This window comes from Kitasatospora sp. NPDC093558 (assembly GCF_040683475.1).
Lineage (GTDB): Bacteria > Actinomycetota > Actinomycetes > Streptomycetales > Streptomycetaceae > Kitasatospora.
In genome coordinates this window covers 36215-53211 of the sequence record NZ_JBFBDY010000004.1, presented here as the reverse complement: position 1 = coordinate 53211, position 16997 = coordinate 36215, and the positions used below count along the sequence as shown (strand labels likewise).

The 16997-nt window shown below is 71.1% G+C and carries 13 protein-coding genes and 1 pseudogene; 7 read left to right on the top strand and 7 right to left on the bottom strand.

From position 1 onward, the window contains the following. Positions 1–45: 45 nt before the first annotated feature. Positions 46–456 carry a VOC family protein gene (locus tag AB0O00_RS01145; protein WP_363647761.1) on the bottom strand — a complete coding sequence of 137 codons (411 nt, stop codon included), beginning with the start codon at positions 454–456 and terminating at the stop codon, positions 46–48. A gap of 79 nt (positions 457–535) precedes the next feature. Here AB0O00_RS01145 and AB0O00_RS01140 point away from each other — a divergent pair, with 79 nt between their 5' ends. From AB0O00_RS01140 to AB0O00_RS01130, 3 genes are all read left to right on the top strand, one after another. Continuing rightward, positions 536–1414 carry a sigma-70 family RNA polymerase sigma factor gene (locus AB0O00_RS01140; protein ID WP_363647759.1) on the top strand — a complete coding sequence of 293 codons (879 nt, stop codon included), beginning with the start codon at positions 536–538 and terminating at the stop codon, positions 1412–1414. A gap of 177 nt (positions 1415–1591) precedes the next feature. After that, positions 1592–2260, top strand: a complete 669-nt coding sequence (locus AB0O00_RS01135; RefSeq protein ID WP_363647757.1) for an HAD family phosphatase — start codon at positions 1592–1594, stop codon at positions 2258–2260. A 295-nt stretch (positions 2261–2555) separates the two neighbouring features. Then, positions 2556–2816 carry an ATP-binding protein gene (locus tag AB0O00_RS01130; protein WP_363647755.1) on the top strand — a complete coding sequence of 87 codons (261 nt, stop codon included), beginning with the start codon at positions 2556–2558 and terminating at the stop codon, positions 2814–2816. A gap of 226 nt (positions 2817–3042) precedes the next feature. Here AB0O00_RS01130 and AB0O00_RS01125 read toward each other — a convergent pair whose 3' ends face one another. The 6 genes and pseudogenes from AB0O00_RS01125 to polA all read right to left on the bottom strand — a co-directional run bounded on the left by AB0O00_RS01125 (position 3043) and on the right by polA (position 11296). Next, positions 3043–3816 (bottom strand): GNAT family N-acetyltransferase, encoded by a 774-nt coding sequence (locus AB0O00_RS01125; RefSeq protein ID WP_363647753.1) that lies wholly within the window; start codon positions 3814–3816, stop codon positions 3043–3045. Positions 3817–4073: 257 nt separating this feature from the next. After that, positions 4074–5046: pseudogene (locus tag AB0O00_RS01120) on the bottom strand (glycosyltransferase). A gap of 167 nt (positions 5047–5213) precedes the next feature. Further along, complete coding sequence (locus AB0O00_RS01115) at positions 5214–6554, bottom strand: cation:dicarboxylase symporter family transporter (RefSeq protein WP_363647751.1); 1341 nt, start codon at positions 6552–6554, stop codon at positions 5214–5216. A gap of 197 nt (positions 6555–6751) precedes the next feature. Continuing rightward, complete coding sequence (gene hemC / locus AB0O00_RS01110; protein ID WP_363647749.1) at positions 6752–7678, bottom strand: hydroxymethylbilane synthase; 927 nt, start codon at positions 7676–7678, stop codon at positions 6752–6754. Positions 7679–7824: 146 nt separating this feature from the next. Beyond that, entirely contained in the window at positions 7825–8526 is a 702-nt protein-coding gene (locus tag AB0O00_RS01105) for a hypothetical protein (RefSeq protein WP_363647747.1), read from the bottom strand. A 67-nt stretch (positions 8527–8593) separates the two neighbouring features. Then, complete coding sequence (polA, locus tag AB0O00_RS01100) at positions 8594–11296, bottom strand: DNA polymerase I (protein ID WP_363647769.1); 2703 nt, start codon at positions 11294–11296, stop codon at positions 8594–8596. A gap of 344 nt (positions 11297–11640) precedes the next feature. Between polA and AB0O00_RS01095 the strand changes: the two genes are divergently transcribed. The 4 genes from AB0O00_RS01095 to AB0O00_RS01080 all read left to right on the top strand — a co-directional run bounded on the left by AB0O00_RS01095 (position 11641) and on the right by AB0O00_RS01080 (position 16995). Continuing rightward, entirely contained in the window at positions 11641–12105 is a 465-nt protein-coding gene (locus AB0O00_RS01095) for a hotdog fold thioesterase (RefSeq protein ID WP_363647745.1), read from the top strand. Between the two features lie 606 nt (positions 12106–12711). Further along, positions 12712–13944: a branched-chain amino acid ABC transporter substrate-binding protein gene (locus tag AB0O00_RS01090; protein WP_363647743.1), complete on the top strand. Its 1233-nt coding sequence runs from the start codon at positions 12712–12714 to the stop codon at positions 13942–13944. A 187-nt stretch (positions 13945–14131) separates the two neighbouring features. Next, positions 14132–15061, top strand: coding sequence for a branched-chain amino acid ABC transporter permease (locus AB0O00_RS01085; RefSeq protein ID WP_363647741.1), 930 nt, complete (start codon positions 14132–14134; stop codon positions 15059–15061). Positions 15062–15066: 5 nt separating this feature from the next. Continuing rightward, entirely contained in the window at positions 15067–16995 is a 1929-nt protein-coding gene (locus AB0O00_RS01080) for a branched-chain amino acid ABC transporter permease (RefSeq protein ID WP_363647739.1), read from the top strand. Positions 16996–16997: the final 2 nt, after the last annotated feature.

Sequence of the window (16997 nt, the reverse complement as noted above, 5' to 3'; positions counted from 1 at the left end):
GTGGCTGGCGCCGGACGGCGCCAGCCACGCCGGGTCTACGAACGGTCAGCCATCGCCACGGCTCTGCCAGGCGGCGCGCTGGCGCAGCGAGATCCGGTTGCCGTCGGGGTCCACTGCCTCGATGCGAACGCCGTACCCGTAGTCCTCCGGTTCGGGCTGGTCGAACGTCACACCGCGCTCACGGAGCACCTCGAAGTCTGCGCGCAGGTCGTCCGACTCGAGGAAGACCGGGCCGGGTGTGGTGCCGGGCTGAAGCTCGGCCAGCTGCCCAGCGGCCGCGGCGTGAGGCCAGAGGATGATTTCGAGCGGGCTGCCGGGGACGCCTATGGTGAGGAAGCGTCCGTCAGGCCCCGGGTAGTCGACGCGCTTCTCCAGGCCGAGCTGGTCCGTGTAGAACCTCAGCGCGCGCTCCTGATCGGTGACATAGAGCGTCACGTACATGATGTTCGTCAGCATGGTGCTCCTTCAGCTGTTACCTGAGCCCCGTCGGGCCCGTCATCCCTCATGACGGAGCGGATTCAGGGAAGGTAACAACATGTTCGAGACCGGCTCGGCGGACCTGGTGGCCCAGGCGTTCGAAGCCCAGCGCGACCGGCTGCGTGCGGTCGCCCACCGCGTGCTCGGATCGCACGCCGACGCCGAGGACGTGGTCCAGGAAGCCTGGCTGCGGCTCTCCCGCCAGGACACGACCACCATCGAAAACCTCGGCGGCTGGCTCACCACCGTGGTCGGCCGGATCAGCCTCGACATCCTCCGGTCGCGCGCGGCCCGCCCCGAGGCATCCCTGGACGACCGTCTGCCCGATCTCGTGGTGACGCTCGACGACGCTCCCGCCCCGGACGACGACGCGGTGCTCGCCGACTCGGTCGGACTCGCGCTCCTCGTCGTCCTCGAATCGCTTCGGCCCAGCGAGCGGCTGGCGTTCGTGCTGCACGACCTGTTCGCGGTGCCCTTCGACGAGATCGGCCGCATCCTCGGCAAGTCCACCGACGCCGCCAAGATGCTCGCCAGCCGCGCCCGCAGAAAGGTCCAGGCAACCGAGCAGCCGGCCAGCGCACACCGGAAGCAGCGCCAAGTGGTTTCCGCCTTCCTGGCGGCCGCCCGCGGTGGAGACTTCGAGGGCCTGCTACGCGTGCTCGACCCCGAGGTGCGGCTCACCGTCGACACCCCCGGCGGCTTGGTCGTCACCCTCGGCGCCACCAAGGTCGCCGCCGGCGCGCAGCTGGCCGCCAGCGCGGCCACCCAGGGCCGGGCAGCCCTCGTGGGCGGCCTTCCCGGAGTTATCTCCTGGCGCGAGGACGGGACCCCTCTCTCCGTCCTCGCGTTCACCGTCACAGACGGCCGCATCACCGCCATCGGCGCCGTGGTCGACCCGGCCAAGCTCGCGCGGATGAATCTGCCGGACCCGGCGTGAGCAGCTGTGTCACGCCGCCCCCGTGACGCTCGACCAGGGCACCGCGTCCGGCGTCGCGCATGATCGGCCGGACAGCTCCTAGCCGAAGGACCTGACGACAGAAGCGCCCACCCGTCTCACCAACGCCCAGCGGGTACGGTCCTGGAGAGGCCACGACACCGGAGGACGACACCCGCCATGGCACTGACCACCCCGAGCGCCACTCACTTCCCCGCAGCCGAACGCCCGTTCTCAGCCCTGATCCTGGACTTCGTCGGCGTCCTGACCGCCGACGCCGGGTCCGCACTCCGCGCGTGGTGCCTCGCGCAGGGCCTCGACGCCGAGGCATGGCGGCGCACGCTCAACCACGACCCGGAAGCCAGCCGCCTGTACACCGAACTCGAAGCCGGACGACTGAGCCAGGCGGAGTGGAACCGGCGCGTGGCCCCCGTCCTCGGCGTGCCGGAGCACGAGAACCTGATGGGCCGGGCATGGACGGGCGTCCGACCCGCCGACGACATGATCACGCTCGCCCGCTCGGCACGTCAGGCCGGCCTGACGGTCGCGCTGCTGTCCAACTCCTTCGGCCTCGACCCGTACGACCCGTACGAGGCCCTGGGCGTATGGGAGCTGTTCGACGTGACGGTGATCTCCGAACGGGAGGGCATCGCCAAGCCCGACCCGGCGATCTACCAGCTCACCCTGGACCGGCTCGGGCTGCCCGGCGAAGCGTGCGTGTTCGTGGACGACCACCCCAGGAACCTGCCCCCGGCTGAAGCACTCGGCATCACCACCGTCCTAGCAGACGGCCAGCCCGGCACCGCAGCTCGCATCGCAGCCCTGCTTGGCGTCCCGGCAGCACCCTGAACGACCGTCAACGCGAGTGACCGGTCGAACTGTTCCGGTCCCTGGCGTGGGATGACGGGGTACCGTCCGGCTTGAGCCCGCTCACACTTCGCAGGCACCCAAGGACGCAGTGGTCCGACCACTCCACCGGCCGGCGCAGGAACGAGCCCAGCCGCTTCCGGAAGGCCGACGTCGGTCACATTGTCACAGCAGGTGTCGGCCGTCGTGTGTCCGGACGCTTGGTGCGCACCACCACCCCGGCGACGGACACCGAGTGGAGCGGCGTTGACTGGGACTTCCCGGCGCTGTTACTCATGTGCAGGAGGATAGGAGCCCTGAAGGGGGCGAACTCTTCGCCAACGCCGTCCAGCACTCCGACGCGCCCGCCGACCGCCTCATCGAGGTCCACGACGCCGGAAGCGGCCGCCCGTCCCTGCGCGCCACCTCCCCGGACGACGAGCACGGGCGCGGCCTGTTCCTCGTCAACGAGCTTGCGGTGCACTGGGGTTGCTGCCCCCGCGTGGGCGGCATCGGCAAGTTTGTCTGGGCCCTCATCGCCCCTGCCCTCGCCGTCTGAAACAGGACCCCATGCGACTCTCCCTCACCGCCCGGCACCTGTTCGAAACCGGCTCCACCCCCGCCGAGGCCTACGCCGTCCTCGCCCGCCGCCACCCACCCCCGCCCCACTACCGGCGAACTCCTCACCGCCACCCCCAACCCCGACCCCCGCATCGGGCCCGCCCTCACCCGCTGCCGCAACCACGCCACCCAAGCCACAGTGCGGGCCCGCGAGGGCTTCACCGCTACGCGGTCAGGCGAGGGGAAGCCCACCAGGTCGAGGGCGTAGCGACCGCATAACCCAGCGACTCGTACAGCGGCCTGCCCAGCTTCGACGCGGTGAGGGTCGCCGGCAGATCCGCCATGTGGGCGAGGGCGCCGAGCATGACGGCCCGGCCCGCGCCACGCGACCGGAACGCGGACGCGGTACCGACCCAGTAGTGGCTGCCGACGCCGTCCGCCACGACACTGACGCAGGCCCCCGCGGCCGCGCCGTCGAGCGAGGCGACGAACACATCCACGCCCGGCTGTTCGATCAGCGCCGGCGGGAAGAGCTCGCCGGGGCGGTAGGGCTCGAATCCGTCCAGCTCGAAGCCGTCGATCACGACCCGCTCGGCCGCCTGGAGGTCCTCGGGCCGCCGCACCCGGATCACGTCCGACGCCGGTTCGCCGACGGGCGCGGGCCGGCGCAGCATGATCGGCATCTGCCAGTTGCGCATGCCCAGGTGGCTCAGGTCGGTCGAGCTGAACGGATCCTCGGTGGTCACCGGGCCCGCGGCCCGGCGGGTCAGCTCGCTCACCTCGGCCAGTTCGCCCGGGTCGAGGTCGGGCTCCTGGATCAGGATCCGCAGGCCCGCGCGCTCGTCGCCGTCGACCGCGACGAACCCGCGGCGCCGGATCACCTCGTGCCCCCGGCTTCGGCCGGTCGCGGTCCAGAAGGCGGCGGAGTTGCGGGCCTGGCACGTCGGCGCCTCGGCCAGGGAGACGGGCTGGTCGGTCGAAGTGGATCTCGCTGTCATGATGCCTACCGTAGTGCGGAATTGACCCATCGCACGGGCCAATTCCCTGCGCACCGACTGTGCCACCTCCGGGCCGGACCACTCGGCCGACCTGTCGCCGCACCGACGCCCCGCCGACCCGCACGTCGAGATCATTCGTCGCGGCTACGACCGGGCCCAGGTCGACGAGGCCGTCCGCCTCGCCCACTCGCCGTTCAGCGTCCAGGCCCCGCGTGCACAGGAAGTCGGCCACGCCGACTTCCTGTGCGCCCGCCGAGTCAGTTCTGGGAACCATGGCCCGCCGCGGCGGCCAACAGGACGTCGACCAGCCGCTTGCCGGCGTCCGGGCGGCCGTGGGAGCGGGCGCGCGCCGCGATGCCGGCCCGCAGGGCGGGGTCGCGGAGCAGCGGTTCCAGGGCAGAGCCGAGGGTCTGCCCGGTCGTCTCGCCGAGGAGGGCGATCGCCGCGCCCGCCTCGTGCAGGTGGCGGGCGTTGTGGGCCTGCTCGTCGCCCGCCGACGAGGCGAGGGGGATCAGGACGGCGGCCTTGCCGAGCGCGGTCAGCTCCGCGATGGTTCCGGCCCCGCTGCGGGAGATCACCACGTCGGCGAGGGCGAGGACGTCCGGCAGTTCGGGGCCGACGAAGGCGGTGAGGAAGTACCGCGCCGCAAGCTCTGCGGGGAGGGAGGCAACGTGCTGACGCAGAGCATCGACATGAGCCGGGCCGCACTGGTGGATCACGTTGGCGCTGGTCAGCAGCCAGGGCAGAACCTCTGCCACCAGTCCGTTGATCTGCTCCGAGCCCTGCGCACCGCCCGTGACGTACACGGTCGGCAGATCCCGGCGGAATCCGTGCAGCCCGAGGGCCTGGATCGCCTTGTCCGCATGACCGGTCAGCACCTCGGGCCGTACCGGATTGCCGGTGACGACCGCGATCGAGCGGGCCGCCTCGGGCAGCAGCGGCAGCGTCGACTCGGAGGACACCGCGATGCGCGCCGCCCGTCCCGCGAGTGGCGACCGCCGCGAACTCGATCCCCTCACCCGCCGCGACCCGGGACTCCAAGCTGTCCGCCGTGCCAACCCACAGGACGTCCAACGCCCGGCCGGCAGCGGCGAGTCTCGCCCGTACTGTACGCACCGCGGTGAGCGCCGGATAGGTGTGCCCGCCGGTTCCACCGCCCGTCACGATCAGCCGGAAGGCCCGCGTCGGGAGACGGTCGACGGCATCGCTGGTCACAGGAGGACTCCCCATCCGTTCGGGCCAGGAAGCGGCGGCCGAACAGGGCGGACCATAGCAGGTCACCGCAGCCGTCACGTCCTGCCCTTGACGCTGGAACTATGCGATGCCGTAGGCAAGTTCACCCGATAGAGGACGAGTGTGCGGGCCGCCACCCAGCGCTCTCCCGTTTCCGGCGGTACTCAGTCGACCGCAGTCAGAGGGACGGGCGCGCGCTGCTCCGCGGGGGCCGGTACAGGCTTGCCGGCGAGTACGGCCTTGGCGCGGCCGATGTCCAGCATCCCCTCCCAGCGGGCCACGACGAAGGTGGCGACGCAGTTGCCCAGCAGATTGGTGACCACGCGCATGGTGTCCATCAGGCGGTCCGCCGCGAGCAGCAGTGCCACTGCGCCCGGCGGGAAGGCGTTCACGGCGGCGGCGGTCGCCGACAGGGCCAGGAACGCGGAGCCCGGGATGCCGGCCATGCCCTTGCTGGTGAGCATGAGCATCAGCACGATCGTGACCTGCTGGCCCAGGGACAGGTGCACGTCGAGCGCCTGCGCCATGAACAGTGTGGCCACGGAGAGGTAGATCGACGCCCCGTCGAGGTTGAACGAGTAGCCGGTCGGCAGCACCAGCCCGGTCGGTGCCTCGCCGGCGCCCGCGTCGCGCAGCTTCTGCATCATCCTCGGCATCACGACCTCGCTGGACGCCGTTGCCACCGCGAGCGAGAACTCGGACCGGGTGTAGGCGAGGAAGCGCCACAGGCTGAGCCCGGTGAACACCTTGAGCAGCACGGCCAGGCCCACCGCGAACAGCAGTGCCGCCCCGTAGCAGCATGCGACCAGCGCGCCGTACGAGGAGAGCACCGACATCCCGTACTGGCCGACCAGATATGCGGCGGAGCCGAACGCGGCGAGGGGCGCGAGCTTCATCAGGTACCCGACGACCCGGAAGATCACCTGGCCGGCCTGGTCGACCAGTTCCAGGACCAGCGGGGCGCGGGTGTGCCCCAGGTGTGCGATCGCCGTCCCGCAGAGTACGGCCAGCAACAGCACTTGCAGCACCTGGTTGTTGGCGAAGGCCCCGACCGCGCTGGTCGGCACCATGCTCAGCAGGAAGCCCGCGAAGCCCGGCAGTTGAGCGCCGGCGGTCTTCTTGTCCACGGCCGCGGCGTCGAGCTTCGGATGCCCGTCGGCGAAACCGTGCCCGGGTTCGACGAGGTTGGCGGCGGCCAGGCCGACCAGCAGCGCGATCGTGCTGACGACCTCGAACCAGATCAGTGCTTTGACGCCGATCCGTCCGACGGCCTTGATGTCGCCGGCCTTGGCGATCCCCAGCACCACGACGCAGAAGACCAGCGGCGAGATGACGGCCCTGATCGCGTTGAGGAAGCCGTCGCCGATCAGCTTGAGGTCGTGAGCGCTGCCCGGCCACAGGCTTCCCACCGCGATTCCGAGCCCGATGGCCACGATGACCTGGACGAACGGCGACAGCAGCACGGTCACGGCCCGGTTCTGGGCGGGCACGGATGCTTCGGTCATGCGAATCCCCTTCCGAAGGAATTCCGCACAGCGGAAACTCTCTTCCGCTTCGACGGGCGTGCGGTGGATTCTGCTGGCCGCGCATCACATCCCCACGTCCCCGGCGTTAACGCCGGGTATCACGGCAGGGCTGGTCGCACTCGGAAGATGGACCGGATCACCGTCTGCGCCGCCGTGGATCCGGCTCGCGTGTGCGGTCAAGCCGCGGGCCGGGCCTCCGCCAGGATCGCCTCCGCGCCCTGGTCGAGCAGGAGGCCGGCCACCTGCATGCCCAGCTTCTCCGGTTCGTCCAGCGGGCCGGAGAGACGGGCCTCCACCTGGCGGCTGCCGTCCACGGAGGTCACCTGCCCGTGCAGGGTCAGCACGTCGCCGTCGGCCTTGCCGTACGCGCCGACCGGCACCGAGCAGCCGCCGTGGAGCTCGGCCAGCATCGCCCGCTCGGCCCGGACCTCCGCGTCGGTCACCGGGTCACCGGAACCGGCCAGGATCTCGTGGGCCAGTTCGTTGTCCTCGCGGATCTGGATGCCCAGGGCGCCCTGGCCGGGCGACGGCGGGAACAGCCCGATCGGGAGGATCTCGCCGATCTCCTCGTCGCGGCCGAGCCGTTTGATCCCGGCGGCGGCCAGGACTACCGCGTCCACCTGCGGCGTCCTGAGCTTGCCGAGCCTGGTCGGGACGTTCCCTCGGATCTCCACCGGCACCAGGTCCGGGCGGACGTGCAGCAGCTGGGCGATCCGGCGCGACGCCGAGGTGCCGATCCTGCCGCCGTGCGGGAGGCCGGCCAGCGTCGAGCCGCACAGCGCGTCGTGCACGTCGGCGCGGGTGGGCGGGGGCAGGAGGATCAGGCCGGGCGGGTTCGCGGTCGGCAGGTCCTTGAGCGAGTGCACGATCACGTCGACCTCGCCGGACACCAGCGCGTTCACCTGGTTCACGGAGAACGCCGAGCCGCCACCGCGCTCCGACACCTCCCGGAGGGCCGACCTGCGGTCCTGGTCACCGGCCTCCGTGATCACCCGATGGCGGAAGACCACATCGGGGAAGTGCTCCCGCAGCGGCGCCAGGAACTCCCTGACCTGGGCCCGCGCCAGGTGACTGGCCCGCGACCCCACCACCAGTGTGCTCATACGCCAACTCCCGGCATCTGACGAGACGTTGACGGCATGCTACCCGCATCGAACACGCCCGGTTTCCGACGGTATGTCGGCACCCTGGATGGAGTCCAGGTGTTGGACACCCCCCGGCCCGCCGGTACCTACTCTGCGCCGCGCCCTCAGCCACCCCCGGAGTTGGCGGACGCCGAACCGCCGCTCGTCCAGCGCGAGCTGCGGCTGTTTCCGGGTCCGGGTTCGGATCCGGATCCGGGCGGCGGGAGCTTCGGCCGGACGCTGCGGGTGGTCTCGGCCTCGATCCGGACGCCGGCGGGCGCCAGCAGCTCCCGCAGCGCCTCGGCCAGCTCCCGGGGGTCCTCCGGATAAGGGCCGCCGTAGGGGGCCTGCTCGTTGTGCCGCATGACCATGCGCAGTGTGTACGTGTGCTCGGCGGGCTGCCTGTCGCCCTCGTACGGCTCGGTCATCCGGTGGGCGATCACGATCCGGCCGAGGTGCGCCACCGGCACCCAGGGGTCGGGGCGCCCGGCGCGGACGAACCGCATCCGCTCGGGTGCGGCGGGCGGCGCGAATTCCACCCGACGCACGGTCGTCACCTCGGCGTGCGCGGCCAGCGGCACGAACAGGGCGACCTCCCCGGCCGCGATGAACCCGAGGGCCATCAGGATCGTGCCGAGGTCGGCCCCGGCCACGATCATCACGATCGCGAGCAGGGCCGAGAACCCGGCCAGGACCAGCGGCGCGACGATGCCCGAGGAGGCGGCCCGCAGTCCGGCCCGGAGTGCCTCGGCCCTGGTCCCGCCGCCCTCGGCGAAGACGAGGTCCGTCGACTCCGGCCCTGCCCGCAAAGTCAGCCGCGCCACCATGGACCAAGCGTAGGAGTCGTGGACGTGGACCGGAACAGGTCTGCGCCCACGACTCCCTGACGGGCCATCAGTGCGCCGCCGCCTCCCAGTTGGCGCCGATGCCGACGGAGACGTCGAGCGGGGCTCGAAGCGGGTAGGCGCCGGCCATCTGCTCGCGGACGATGGCCTCGACCTGCTCGCGCTCGCCGGGGGCCAGCTCCAGCACGATTTCGTCGTGGACCTGGAGCAGCATCCGGGAGGTGAGGCCGGCCTCGCGCAGGGCGTCGTCGACGCGCAGCATGGCGATCTTGACGATGTCCGCGGCCGAGCCCTGGATCGGGGCGTTGAGGGCCATCCGCTCGGCCATCTCGCGGCGCTGGCGGTTGTCGCTGTTGAGGTCGGGCAGGTAGCGGCGGCGGCCGAGGAGGGTCTCGGTGTAGCCGGTGGCGCGGGCCTCGTCGACGACGCGGCGCAGGTAGTCGCGCACGCCGCCGAAGCGCTCGAAGTAGGTGTCCATCAGGCCCTGCGCCTCGGCCGGCTTGATGCCGAGCTGCTGCGAGAGCCCGTACGCGGACAGGCCGTAGGCGAGGCCGTAGGACATCGCCTTGATCTTGCGGCGCATCTCGGCGTCCACCGCGTCGCCCGGGACCTCGAAGACCTGGGAGGCGACGGTGGTGTGGAGGTCCTCGCCGGAGGCGAAGGCCTCGATCAGGGCCTCGTCCTCGGACAGGTGGGCCATGATGCGCAGTTCGATCTGGGAGTAGTCCGCGGTGAGCAGCGACTCGTAGCCCTCGCCGACGATGAAGGCGCGGCGGATGGCGCGCCCCTCCTCCGTGCGGACGGGGATGTTCTGCAGGTTCGGGTCCTGCGAGGAGAGCCGGCCGGTGGCGGCCACCATCTGGTTGAAGGTGGTGTGGATGCGGCCCTTGGGCGAGACGGTCTTGAGCAGGCCCTCGACGGTGGTGCGCAGCTTGGCCTGGTCGCGGTGGCGCAGCAGGATGACCGGCAGTTCGTTGTCGGTCTGGGTGGCGAGCCAGGTCAGGGCGTCGGCGTCGGTGGTGTAGCCGGTCTTGATCTTCTTGGTCTTGGGGAGGGCGAGCTCGCCGAAGAGGATCTCCTGGAGCTGCTTGGGCGAGCCGAGGTTGAACTCGTGTCCGGCGGCGGCGTGCGCCTCCTCGACGCAGCGCTGGATCTCGGCGGCGAACCGCGTCTCCAGCGTGGTGAGCCAGGGGCGGTCGGCGGCGATGCCGTAGCGCTCCATGCGGGCGAGCAGGGCGGCGATGGGCAGTTCCATGTCGTGCATGAGCTCGACGGCGCCGACCTCGGCGAGGCGGGTGTCGAAGAGGGCGGCGAGGTCGAGGACGGCGCGGGCCTGGAGCATGAGGGCCTGGGCGCGGGCCGCCTCGGCGTCGATGCCGTCGGTCTCCTCGGGGGCGTCGAAGGAGAGCTGGCCGCTCTCGGCCGCCGGGGCGGCGGGGGTGAGCGAGCGGGCCAGGTACTCCTCGGCGAGCACCTCCAGGGTGAAGGTGCGGCGGCCGGGCTTCTCCAGGTAGGCGGCGAGGGCGGTGTCGGCGACGACGCCCTCGATCGTCCAGCCGCGCTCGGCGAAGGCGCGCATGACCTGCTTGGCGATGTGCAGGGCCTTGGGGGCGGCCGGGTCGGCGAGCCAGGCGGCGAAGGCCCGCTCGTCCTCCTCGGCGAGGAGGGCCGGGTCGAACCAGGCGGCCGTCTCCCCCGTGGCGAGGGCGACTTCGGTGACCTCGCCGGTGCCGAGCGCCCACTGGTAGACGGCGGCGAGGGCGACGGTGGTCTTGGCGTCGGCGGCGTGCTCGCGCAGCCAGGCGGCCAGCGTGCCCGCGTCGGTGAGCAGTTCGCCGTCGACCTCGACGCCGGGGGCGAGTTCGGCGGCCTCCTCCTCGCTGCCGGCCGGGTCGATGCCGAAGACGCGGTCGCGGAAGTTGGCGTTGCGGAACTCCAGCGACTCCATCAGGGTGCCGACGGCGGCCTTGTCGAAGGAGGCGCGGGCCAGGTCGGGCACGCCGAGCGGGAGTTCGACGTCGCGGACGAGCTCGGTGAGGACGCGGTTGCGCTTGACGGAGTCGAGGTGCTCGCGCAGCTTCTCGCCGATCTTGCCCTTCACCTCGTCCGCGCGGGAGACGAGTTCGTCGAAGGAGCCGAACTGGTTGACCCACTTGGCGGCGGTCTTCTCGCCGACGCCGGGGATGCCGGGCAGGTTGTCGGACGGGTCGCCGCGCAGGGCGGCGAGGTCGGGGTACTGGCGCGGGGTGACGCCGTACTTCTCGGCGACCTTCTCCGGGGTGTAGCGGGTGAGTTCGGAGACGCCCTTGGTCGGATAGAGGACGGTGACGTGCTCGGTGACCAGCTGGAGGGAGTCCCGGTCGCCGGTGACGATGTCGACGTCGAAGCCGGCCGCCTCGGCGGCGGTGGCCAGGGTGGCGATGATGTCGTCGGCCTCGAAGCCCTCGACCGTCAGCCGCGGGACGTTCATGGCGTCGAGCAGCTCGCCGATCAGGCCGATCTGGCTGCGGAACTCGTCCGGCGTCTTGGCGCGGTTGGCCTTGTAGTCGGGGAACTCGACGGAGCGGAACGTCTGGCGGGAGAGGTCGAAGGCGACCGCGAGGTGGGTGGGCTGTTCGTCACGGACGGTGTTGGCGAGCATCGAGGCGAAGCCGTAGACCGCGTTGGTGGGCTGGCCGGTGGAGGTGTTGAAGTTCTCCACGGGCAGGGCGTAGAAGGCCCGGTAGGCCATCGAGTGCCCGTCGAGCAGCATCAGCCGGGGCCGCCGGCCGGCCCCGCCGCCACCCGTCGCGCCCTTGTCCGTACTCTGCGTAGCCACGTCAACGTCCGTTCCTGCCGATTCCACTACCGGTCCCCGATCCTATGGCCCGGCACCGACAAAACGGGGCGCGGCGGACGGGAGTGCGGCGCGCTGGAGCGGGGTTGACGGCGCGCGGCCCCGGGCGGCGGGGCGTGGTCGCCACCGTCGAGTAGGACGGTCGTACGATCACAGTCGGCACGACCGGCACCACGAGCACGAGCAGCACCATGAACCCGGTCAGCACGACCAGCACCGCCAGCACCACGACGTGACCCCCGAGCGGCAGGAGTTCCCCCATGACCGAAGCGGCCCCCGACGCGACCCCCGTCCTGAAGGTCCCGCAGGAGGTGCTGGACCACTTCGCCAAGCTCGGCGTCAACCCGGAGACGTTCTCCGGCGGCCACCTCGGCGAGAAGCTCGGCATCCGGATCGTCGAGGCCTCGGGCGACCGGGTGGTCGGCACGATGCCGGTCGAGGGCAACCAGCAGCCGTACGGGCTGCTGCACGGCGGCGCGTCGGCGGCGCTGGCGGAGACGCTGGGCTCGATCGGCGCGATGCTGCACGCCGGCCCGGGCCGGTACGCGGTCGGCGTGGACCTCAACGCCACCCACCACCGCTCGGCGACGTCCGGGCTGGTCACGGGCGTCGCGACGGCCGTGTTCAAGGGCCGCACCGCCGCCACGTACGAGATCGCGATCACCGACGACACCGGCCGCCGGATCACCAGCTGCCGGCTGACCTGCATGCTGCGCGACCTCTGACGGCCCGCCGCCCCCCGCTGACGGGGTCCTGCCAGGGCAGACGCACCGTCACATCCCTTGTCCGCCCCCTTGTTTGACCTTCTGCCGCACTGGGCAGGCGTTGGTTCAGACGAGGGGGCGTCGGCATGTCCGGGCACGAGCCGGGATACCCCCCACCTGTAACGCTGCGTAACAGGCAGGAAATCCAAGGATTCGACCGCTCCGGACCCCGAAAGGGACATGGGAGCGCTCTCATCTGCCTTCGTTTGTCCGCAATCCGGACGAGTACGCCCGGAACATGTACATCGGACAGTGGCGTTCGATTATCGGTGCAGCCAGGAGCAACCCTCATTTCTGGCCCTTACATCGCCCTACCAGCGCGTAAACACCCGCAATCGCCGGGCTGGTCGAGTCGGAACGACCACATGCTGAGACAAATAATACGTGTGCTCATAACAAGAGAATCACAGCCTCGCTACACCCCCTGCCCCAGCCGCCCAACGGGGCCTAGAGTCACGGCCAGTCACCGCGCCACCCGGATTGGGCTGGACACGCTCCAGGGCCCATCGCGCACCCCGGCTCCCGCCCCCCAAGGCGCGGCGCCTTTCTGAACCGAAGGGGACCCCCGTGCGTCATCGTTCCGCAGTTGTCGTGAGCATTGCCGTGATCTCCGCCCTCAGCCTCAGTGCGTGCGGATCCCGCGGCGAGAAGAAGTCCGCCGACGGCGGCGGCAGCGGCTCCGGCACCACCGTCACCATCGGCGTCGACGCCCCGCTCACCGGCGACCTCTCCGCCATCGGCATCGGCATCAAGAACTCGGTCGACCTCGCGGTCAAGAAGGCCAACGAGACGAACGAGGTCCCCGGGGTCAAGTTCGCGATCAAGGCCCTCGACGACACCGCCAAGCCGGCCCCCGGCCAGCAGAACGCCACCCAGCTGGTCGCCGACAGCAGCGTCCTCGGCGTCGTCGGCCCCCTCAACTCCAGCGTCGCGCAGTCGATGCAGCAGATCTTCAACGACGCCAACCTCGTCGAGATCTCCCCCGCCAACACCGGCGTCGCCCTCTCCCAGGGCGAGAAGTGGGCCACCGGCGAGAAGAAGCGCCCCTTCAAGAGCTACTTCCGCACCGCCACCACCGACGCCGTCCAGGGCCCGTTCGCCGCCCAGTTCCTCTACACCGACTCGAAGAAGTCCAAGGTCTTCATCATCGACGACCAGAAGACCTACGGCGCCGGCCTCGCCGCCACCTTCAAGGGCGAGTTCACCAAGCTCGGCGGCACCGTCGCCGGCGAGGAGCACGTCAACCCCGACGACCGCGACTTCGCCGCCATCGTCACCAAGGTCAAGAGCTCCGGCGCCGAAGCCGTCTACTACGGCGGCGAGTACCCGGCCGCCGGCCCGCTCTCCCTCCAGCTCAAGGAGGCCGGCCTCAACATCCCGCTCATGGGCGGCGACGGCATGCAGAGCGCCGACTACATCAAGCTCAACCCCAAGAGCGCCGGCGACTTCGCCACCGCCGTCGGCGGCGACGTCGAGAAGCTCCCCACCGCCACCAAGTTCATCGCCGACTACAAGGCGGCCGGCTACAAGGACCCGTTCGAGACCTACGGCGGCTACTCCTACGACAGCGCCTGGGCCATCATCCAGGCCGTCAAGACCGTCGTGAACGCCAACGGCGGCAAGGTCCCCTCCAACGCCCGCGCCGCCGTCGTCGACGCCGTCCAGAAGATCTCCTTCGACGGCGTCACCGGCAAGGTCTCCTTCGACGAGTTCGGCGACACCACCAACAAGCAGCTCACCGTCTACACCGTCAAGGACAGCAAGTGGGACGTGGCGAAGAGCGGCACCTTCACCGGCTGAGCACCTTCAGCGGCTGAGCCGGCGGCCCGACGCCCGAGCCGGCGGCCCGACGCCCGAGCCACCAGCCCGGTAGCCGAGGCACCTTCCCCACCAGCACCACCCGCGCGGGGGCGCCACGAGTGCCCCCGCGCGCGCCCACATCCACCCACCCCACGCGGACACCCGAACGCACAACGGAGGCCCAGCGGTGCACGACCTACCGCAGCAGCTGGCCAACGGCCTGATCCTCGGAGCCCTCTACGGGCTCGTCGCGATCGGCTACACGATGGTCTACGGCATCGTCCAGCTCATCAACTTCGCCCACGGCGAGATCGTCATGGTCGGCGGCTTCGGCGCCCTGACCGCCTACCTCGCCCTCCCCGGCGGCACCACCATGTGGCTGGCCCTACCGCTGATGCTGATCGCCGGCGTCCTGGTCTCCACCCTGACCGCCGTCGCCGCCGAACGCTTCGCCTACCGGCCCCTGCGCAACGCGCCCCGCCTCGCGCCCCTCATCACCGCCATCGGGCTCTCCATCCTCCTCCAGCAGCTCGTCTTCTCCTTCTACCCCGACGCCAAGAAGGCCCGCGTCTTCCCCAAGATCCCCGGCGACCCCATCAGCTTCGGCTCCGTCACCATCCAGCCCAGCGACCTCTTCCTCATCGCCGCGGCCCCGCTCTGCATGCTCGCCCTCGGCTGGTTCGTCACCCGCACCCGCTCCGGCCGCGCCATGCAGGCCACCAGCCAGGACCCCGACACCGCCAAGCTCATGGGCATCGACACCGACCGCATCATCGTCATGGCCTTCGCCATCGGCGCCGCGTTCGCCGCCGTCGCCGCCATCGCCTACGGACTGCGCAGCGGCCAGGTCGACTTCCGCATGGGCTTCATCCTCGGCCTCAAGGCCTTCACCGCCGCCGTCCTCGGCGGCATCGGCAACATCTACGGCGCCATGCTCGGCGGCGTCGCCCTCGGCCTCGCCGAAAGCCTCGCCACCGGCTACATCCAGCACCTGCCCGGCATGCACCTCTTCGGGGGCGGCGCCTGGAAGGACGTCTGGGCCTTCGTACTCCTCATCCTCGTGCTCCTCGTCCGGCCCCAGGGCCTGCTCGGCGAGCGCGTCGCGGACAGGGCGTGACCACCATGACCACCAGAACCGAAACCAGCCCGGTCATCCCCCTCCCGGCCCGCGCCGCCGCAGCCCTCACCGGCCTCGGCGCCATCGCCACCACCGCCTCCGCAGCCATGTCCTGGACCTGGACCTCCGACTTCCCCGGCGACCTCACCTACTACGGCTCCCCCGCCGGCCTCCAGTGGCTCGCCCTCGTCGCCGGACTCCTCACCCTCGTCCTCCTCCTCGCCACCCACGGCACCCCCGGCCTCCGCTGGGCCGCCCCCGCCCGCAACCACAACGCCGTCCTGTACGCCGCCACCGGCGCCCTCGCCGTCGCCGCGTTCGCCGTCAGCGCCATCTCCGTCGACCTCGGCGGCCTCGCCAACCTCGAACCCGGCGGCTGGGTCCTCGCCGCCGGCGGCATCCTCGGCATCGCCGGCGCCCTCGGCCTCCCCCTCGACCGCCGCACCGCCGTCCCGCTGAAGATCCTCGACCGGCGACTGTTCATCCTCGTCCCCGTCGCCCCCATCGCCTGGATCGGCGCCCACGCCATCCCCGGCGACAAGCCCGTCGCCCCCGTCATGACCGCCCTCGCCGGCGGCCTCGCCATCGCCACCGGCGCCGTCCTGCTCGTCCAGCTCGGCCACCTCGCCAACACCTGGCTGCGCCTCGGGAAGATCGACCGGCCGCTGCCCGCGCCGCGCCAACTCCCCTCCTGGGTCGAGGTCCTGATCATCGTCGCCGCCTTCGGCATCGGCCTGTTCGCGATCACCTTCGGCGTCGACACCGACTACGGCGAGCTCTTCACCGGCTACCTGCTCCTCACCGTCTTCGTCGCCGCCGCCCTCACCAGGTCCGGACTCGTCGCCCGGCTGCGCGCGCTGACCGTCAAGCACCGGCCGGTCACCACCGGCGCCGCGTTCGCCGCCGCCGCCAGCTTCCCGTTCACCCAGAGCAGCGACCAGTACACCTCCGTCGCCACCAACATCCTGATCTTCGCGACCGTCGCGCTCGGCCTCAACATCGTCGTCGGCCTCGCCGGCCTGCTCGACCTCGGCTACGTCGCCTTCCTCGGCGTCGGCGCCTACGCCGCCGCGCTCGTCTCCGGCTCCCCCGCCTCGCCCATCCACGTCCAGTTCCCGTTCTGGGCCGCGATGCTCACCGGCGCCGCCGTCTCCATGGTGTTCGGCGTCCTCATCGGCGCCCCCACCCTGCGCCTGCGCGGCGACTACCTCGCTATCGTCACCCTCGGCTTCGGCGAGATCTTCCGCATCACCATGCAGAACCTCAACGGCACCACCGGACCCAAGGTCACCAACGGCGCCAACGGCATCCCGCGGATCCCCGACCTGGAGATCTTCGGCTTCAACCTCGGCGAGTCCCACACCGTCGCCGGCGTCGAACTCGGCCGGTTCTCCAACTACTACCTGCTGATGCTGCTCGTCACCGCCCTCGTCGTGCTCGTCTTCGCCCGCGTCGGCAACTCCCGCATCGGCCGCGCCTGGGTCGCCATCCGCGAGGACGAGACCGCCGCCGAGGCCATGGGCATCAACGGCTTCCGCCTCAAGCTCCTCGCCTTCGCCCTCGGCGCCTGCCTCGCCGGCCTCGCCGGCACCGTCCAGGCCCACGTCAGCTACACCGTCACCCCCGACCAGTACACCTTCGCCGAGGCCCTCCCGCCCAACTCCGCCTTCCTCCTCGCCGCCGTCATCCTCGGCGGCATGGGCACCATCAGCGGACCCCTCGCCGGCGCCACCCTCCTCTTCCTCATCCCGAAGAAGCTCGAATTCCTCTCCGACTACCAGCTCCTCGCCTTCGGCGCCGCCCTCATCGTCCTCATGCGCGTCCGCCCCGAAGGCCTCATCCCCAACCGGCGGCAGCAACTCGAGTTCCACGAGGCCGCCATCCCGGCCCAGCCCACCGGCGAGCCGACCGCACTCACCAAGGCAGGGGCGTGACC

Excerpts from the sequence above, each read along its gene's own strand:
- AB0O00_RS01145 (WP_363647761.1), bottom strand. The coding sequence starts at position 456 with ATGCTGACGAACATCATGTACGTGACGCTCTATGTCACCGATCAGGAG.
- AB0O00_RS01140 (WP_363647759.1), top strand. The coding sequence starts at position 536 with ATGTTCGAGACCGGCTCGGCGGACCTGGTGGCCCAGGCGTTCGAAGCC.
- AB0O00_RS01135 (WP_363647757.1), top strand. The coding sequence starts at position 1,592 with ATGGCACTGACCACCCCGAGCGCCACTCACTTCCCCGCAGCCGAACGC.
- AB0O00_RS01125 (WP_363647753.1), bottom strand. The coding sequence starts at position 3,816 with ATGACAGCGAGATCCACTTCGACCGACCAGCCCGTCTCCCTGGCCGAG.
- AB0O00_RS01115 (WP_363647751.1), bottom strand. The coding sequence starts at position 6,554 with ATGACCGAAGCATCCGTGCCCGCCCAGAACCGGGCCGTGACCGTGCTG.
- hemC (WP_363647749.1), bottom strand. The coding sequence starts at position 7,678 with ATGAGCACACTGGTGGTGGGGTCGCGGGCCAGTCACCTGGCGCGGGCC.
- AB0O00_RS01105 (WP_363647747.1), bottom strand. The coding sequence starts at position 8,526 with ATGGTGGCGCGGCTGACTTTGCGGGCAGGGCCGGAGTCGACGGACCTC.
- polA (WP_363647769.1), bottom strand. The coding sequence starts at position 11,296 with ATGCTGCTCGACGGGCACTCGATGGCCTACCGGGCCTTCTACGCCCTG.
- AB0O00_RS01095 (WP_363647745.1), top strand. The coding sequence starts at position 11,641 with ATGACCGAAGCGGCCCCCGACGCGACCCCCGTCCTGAAGGTCCCGCAG.
- AB0O00_RS01080 (WP_363647739.1), top strand. The coding sequence starts at position 15,067 with ATGACCACCAGAACCGAAACCAGCCCGGTCATCCCCCTCCCGGCCCGC.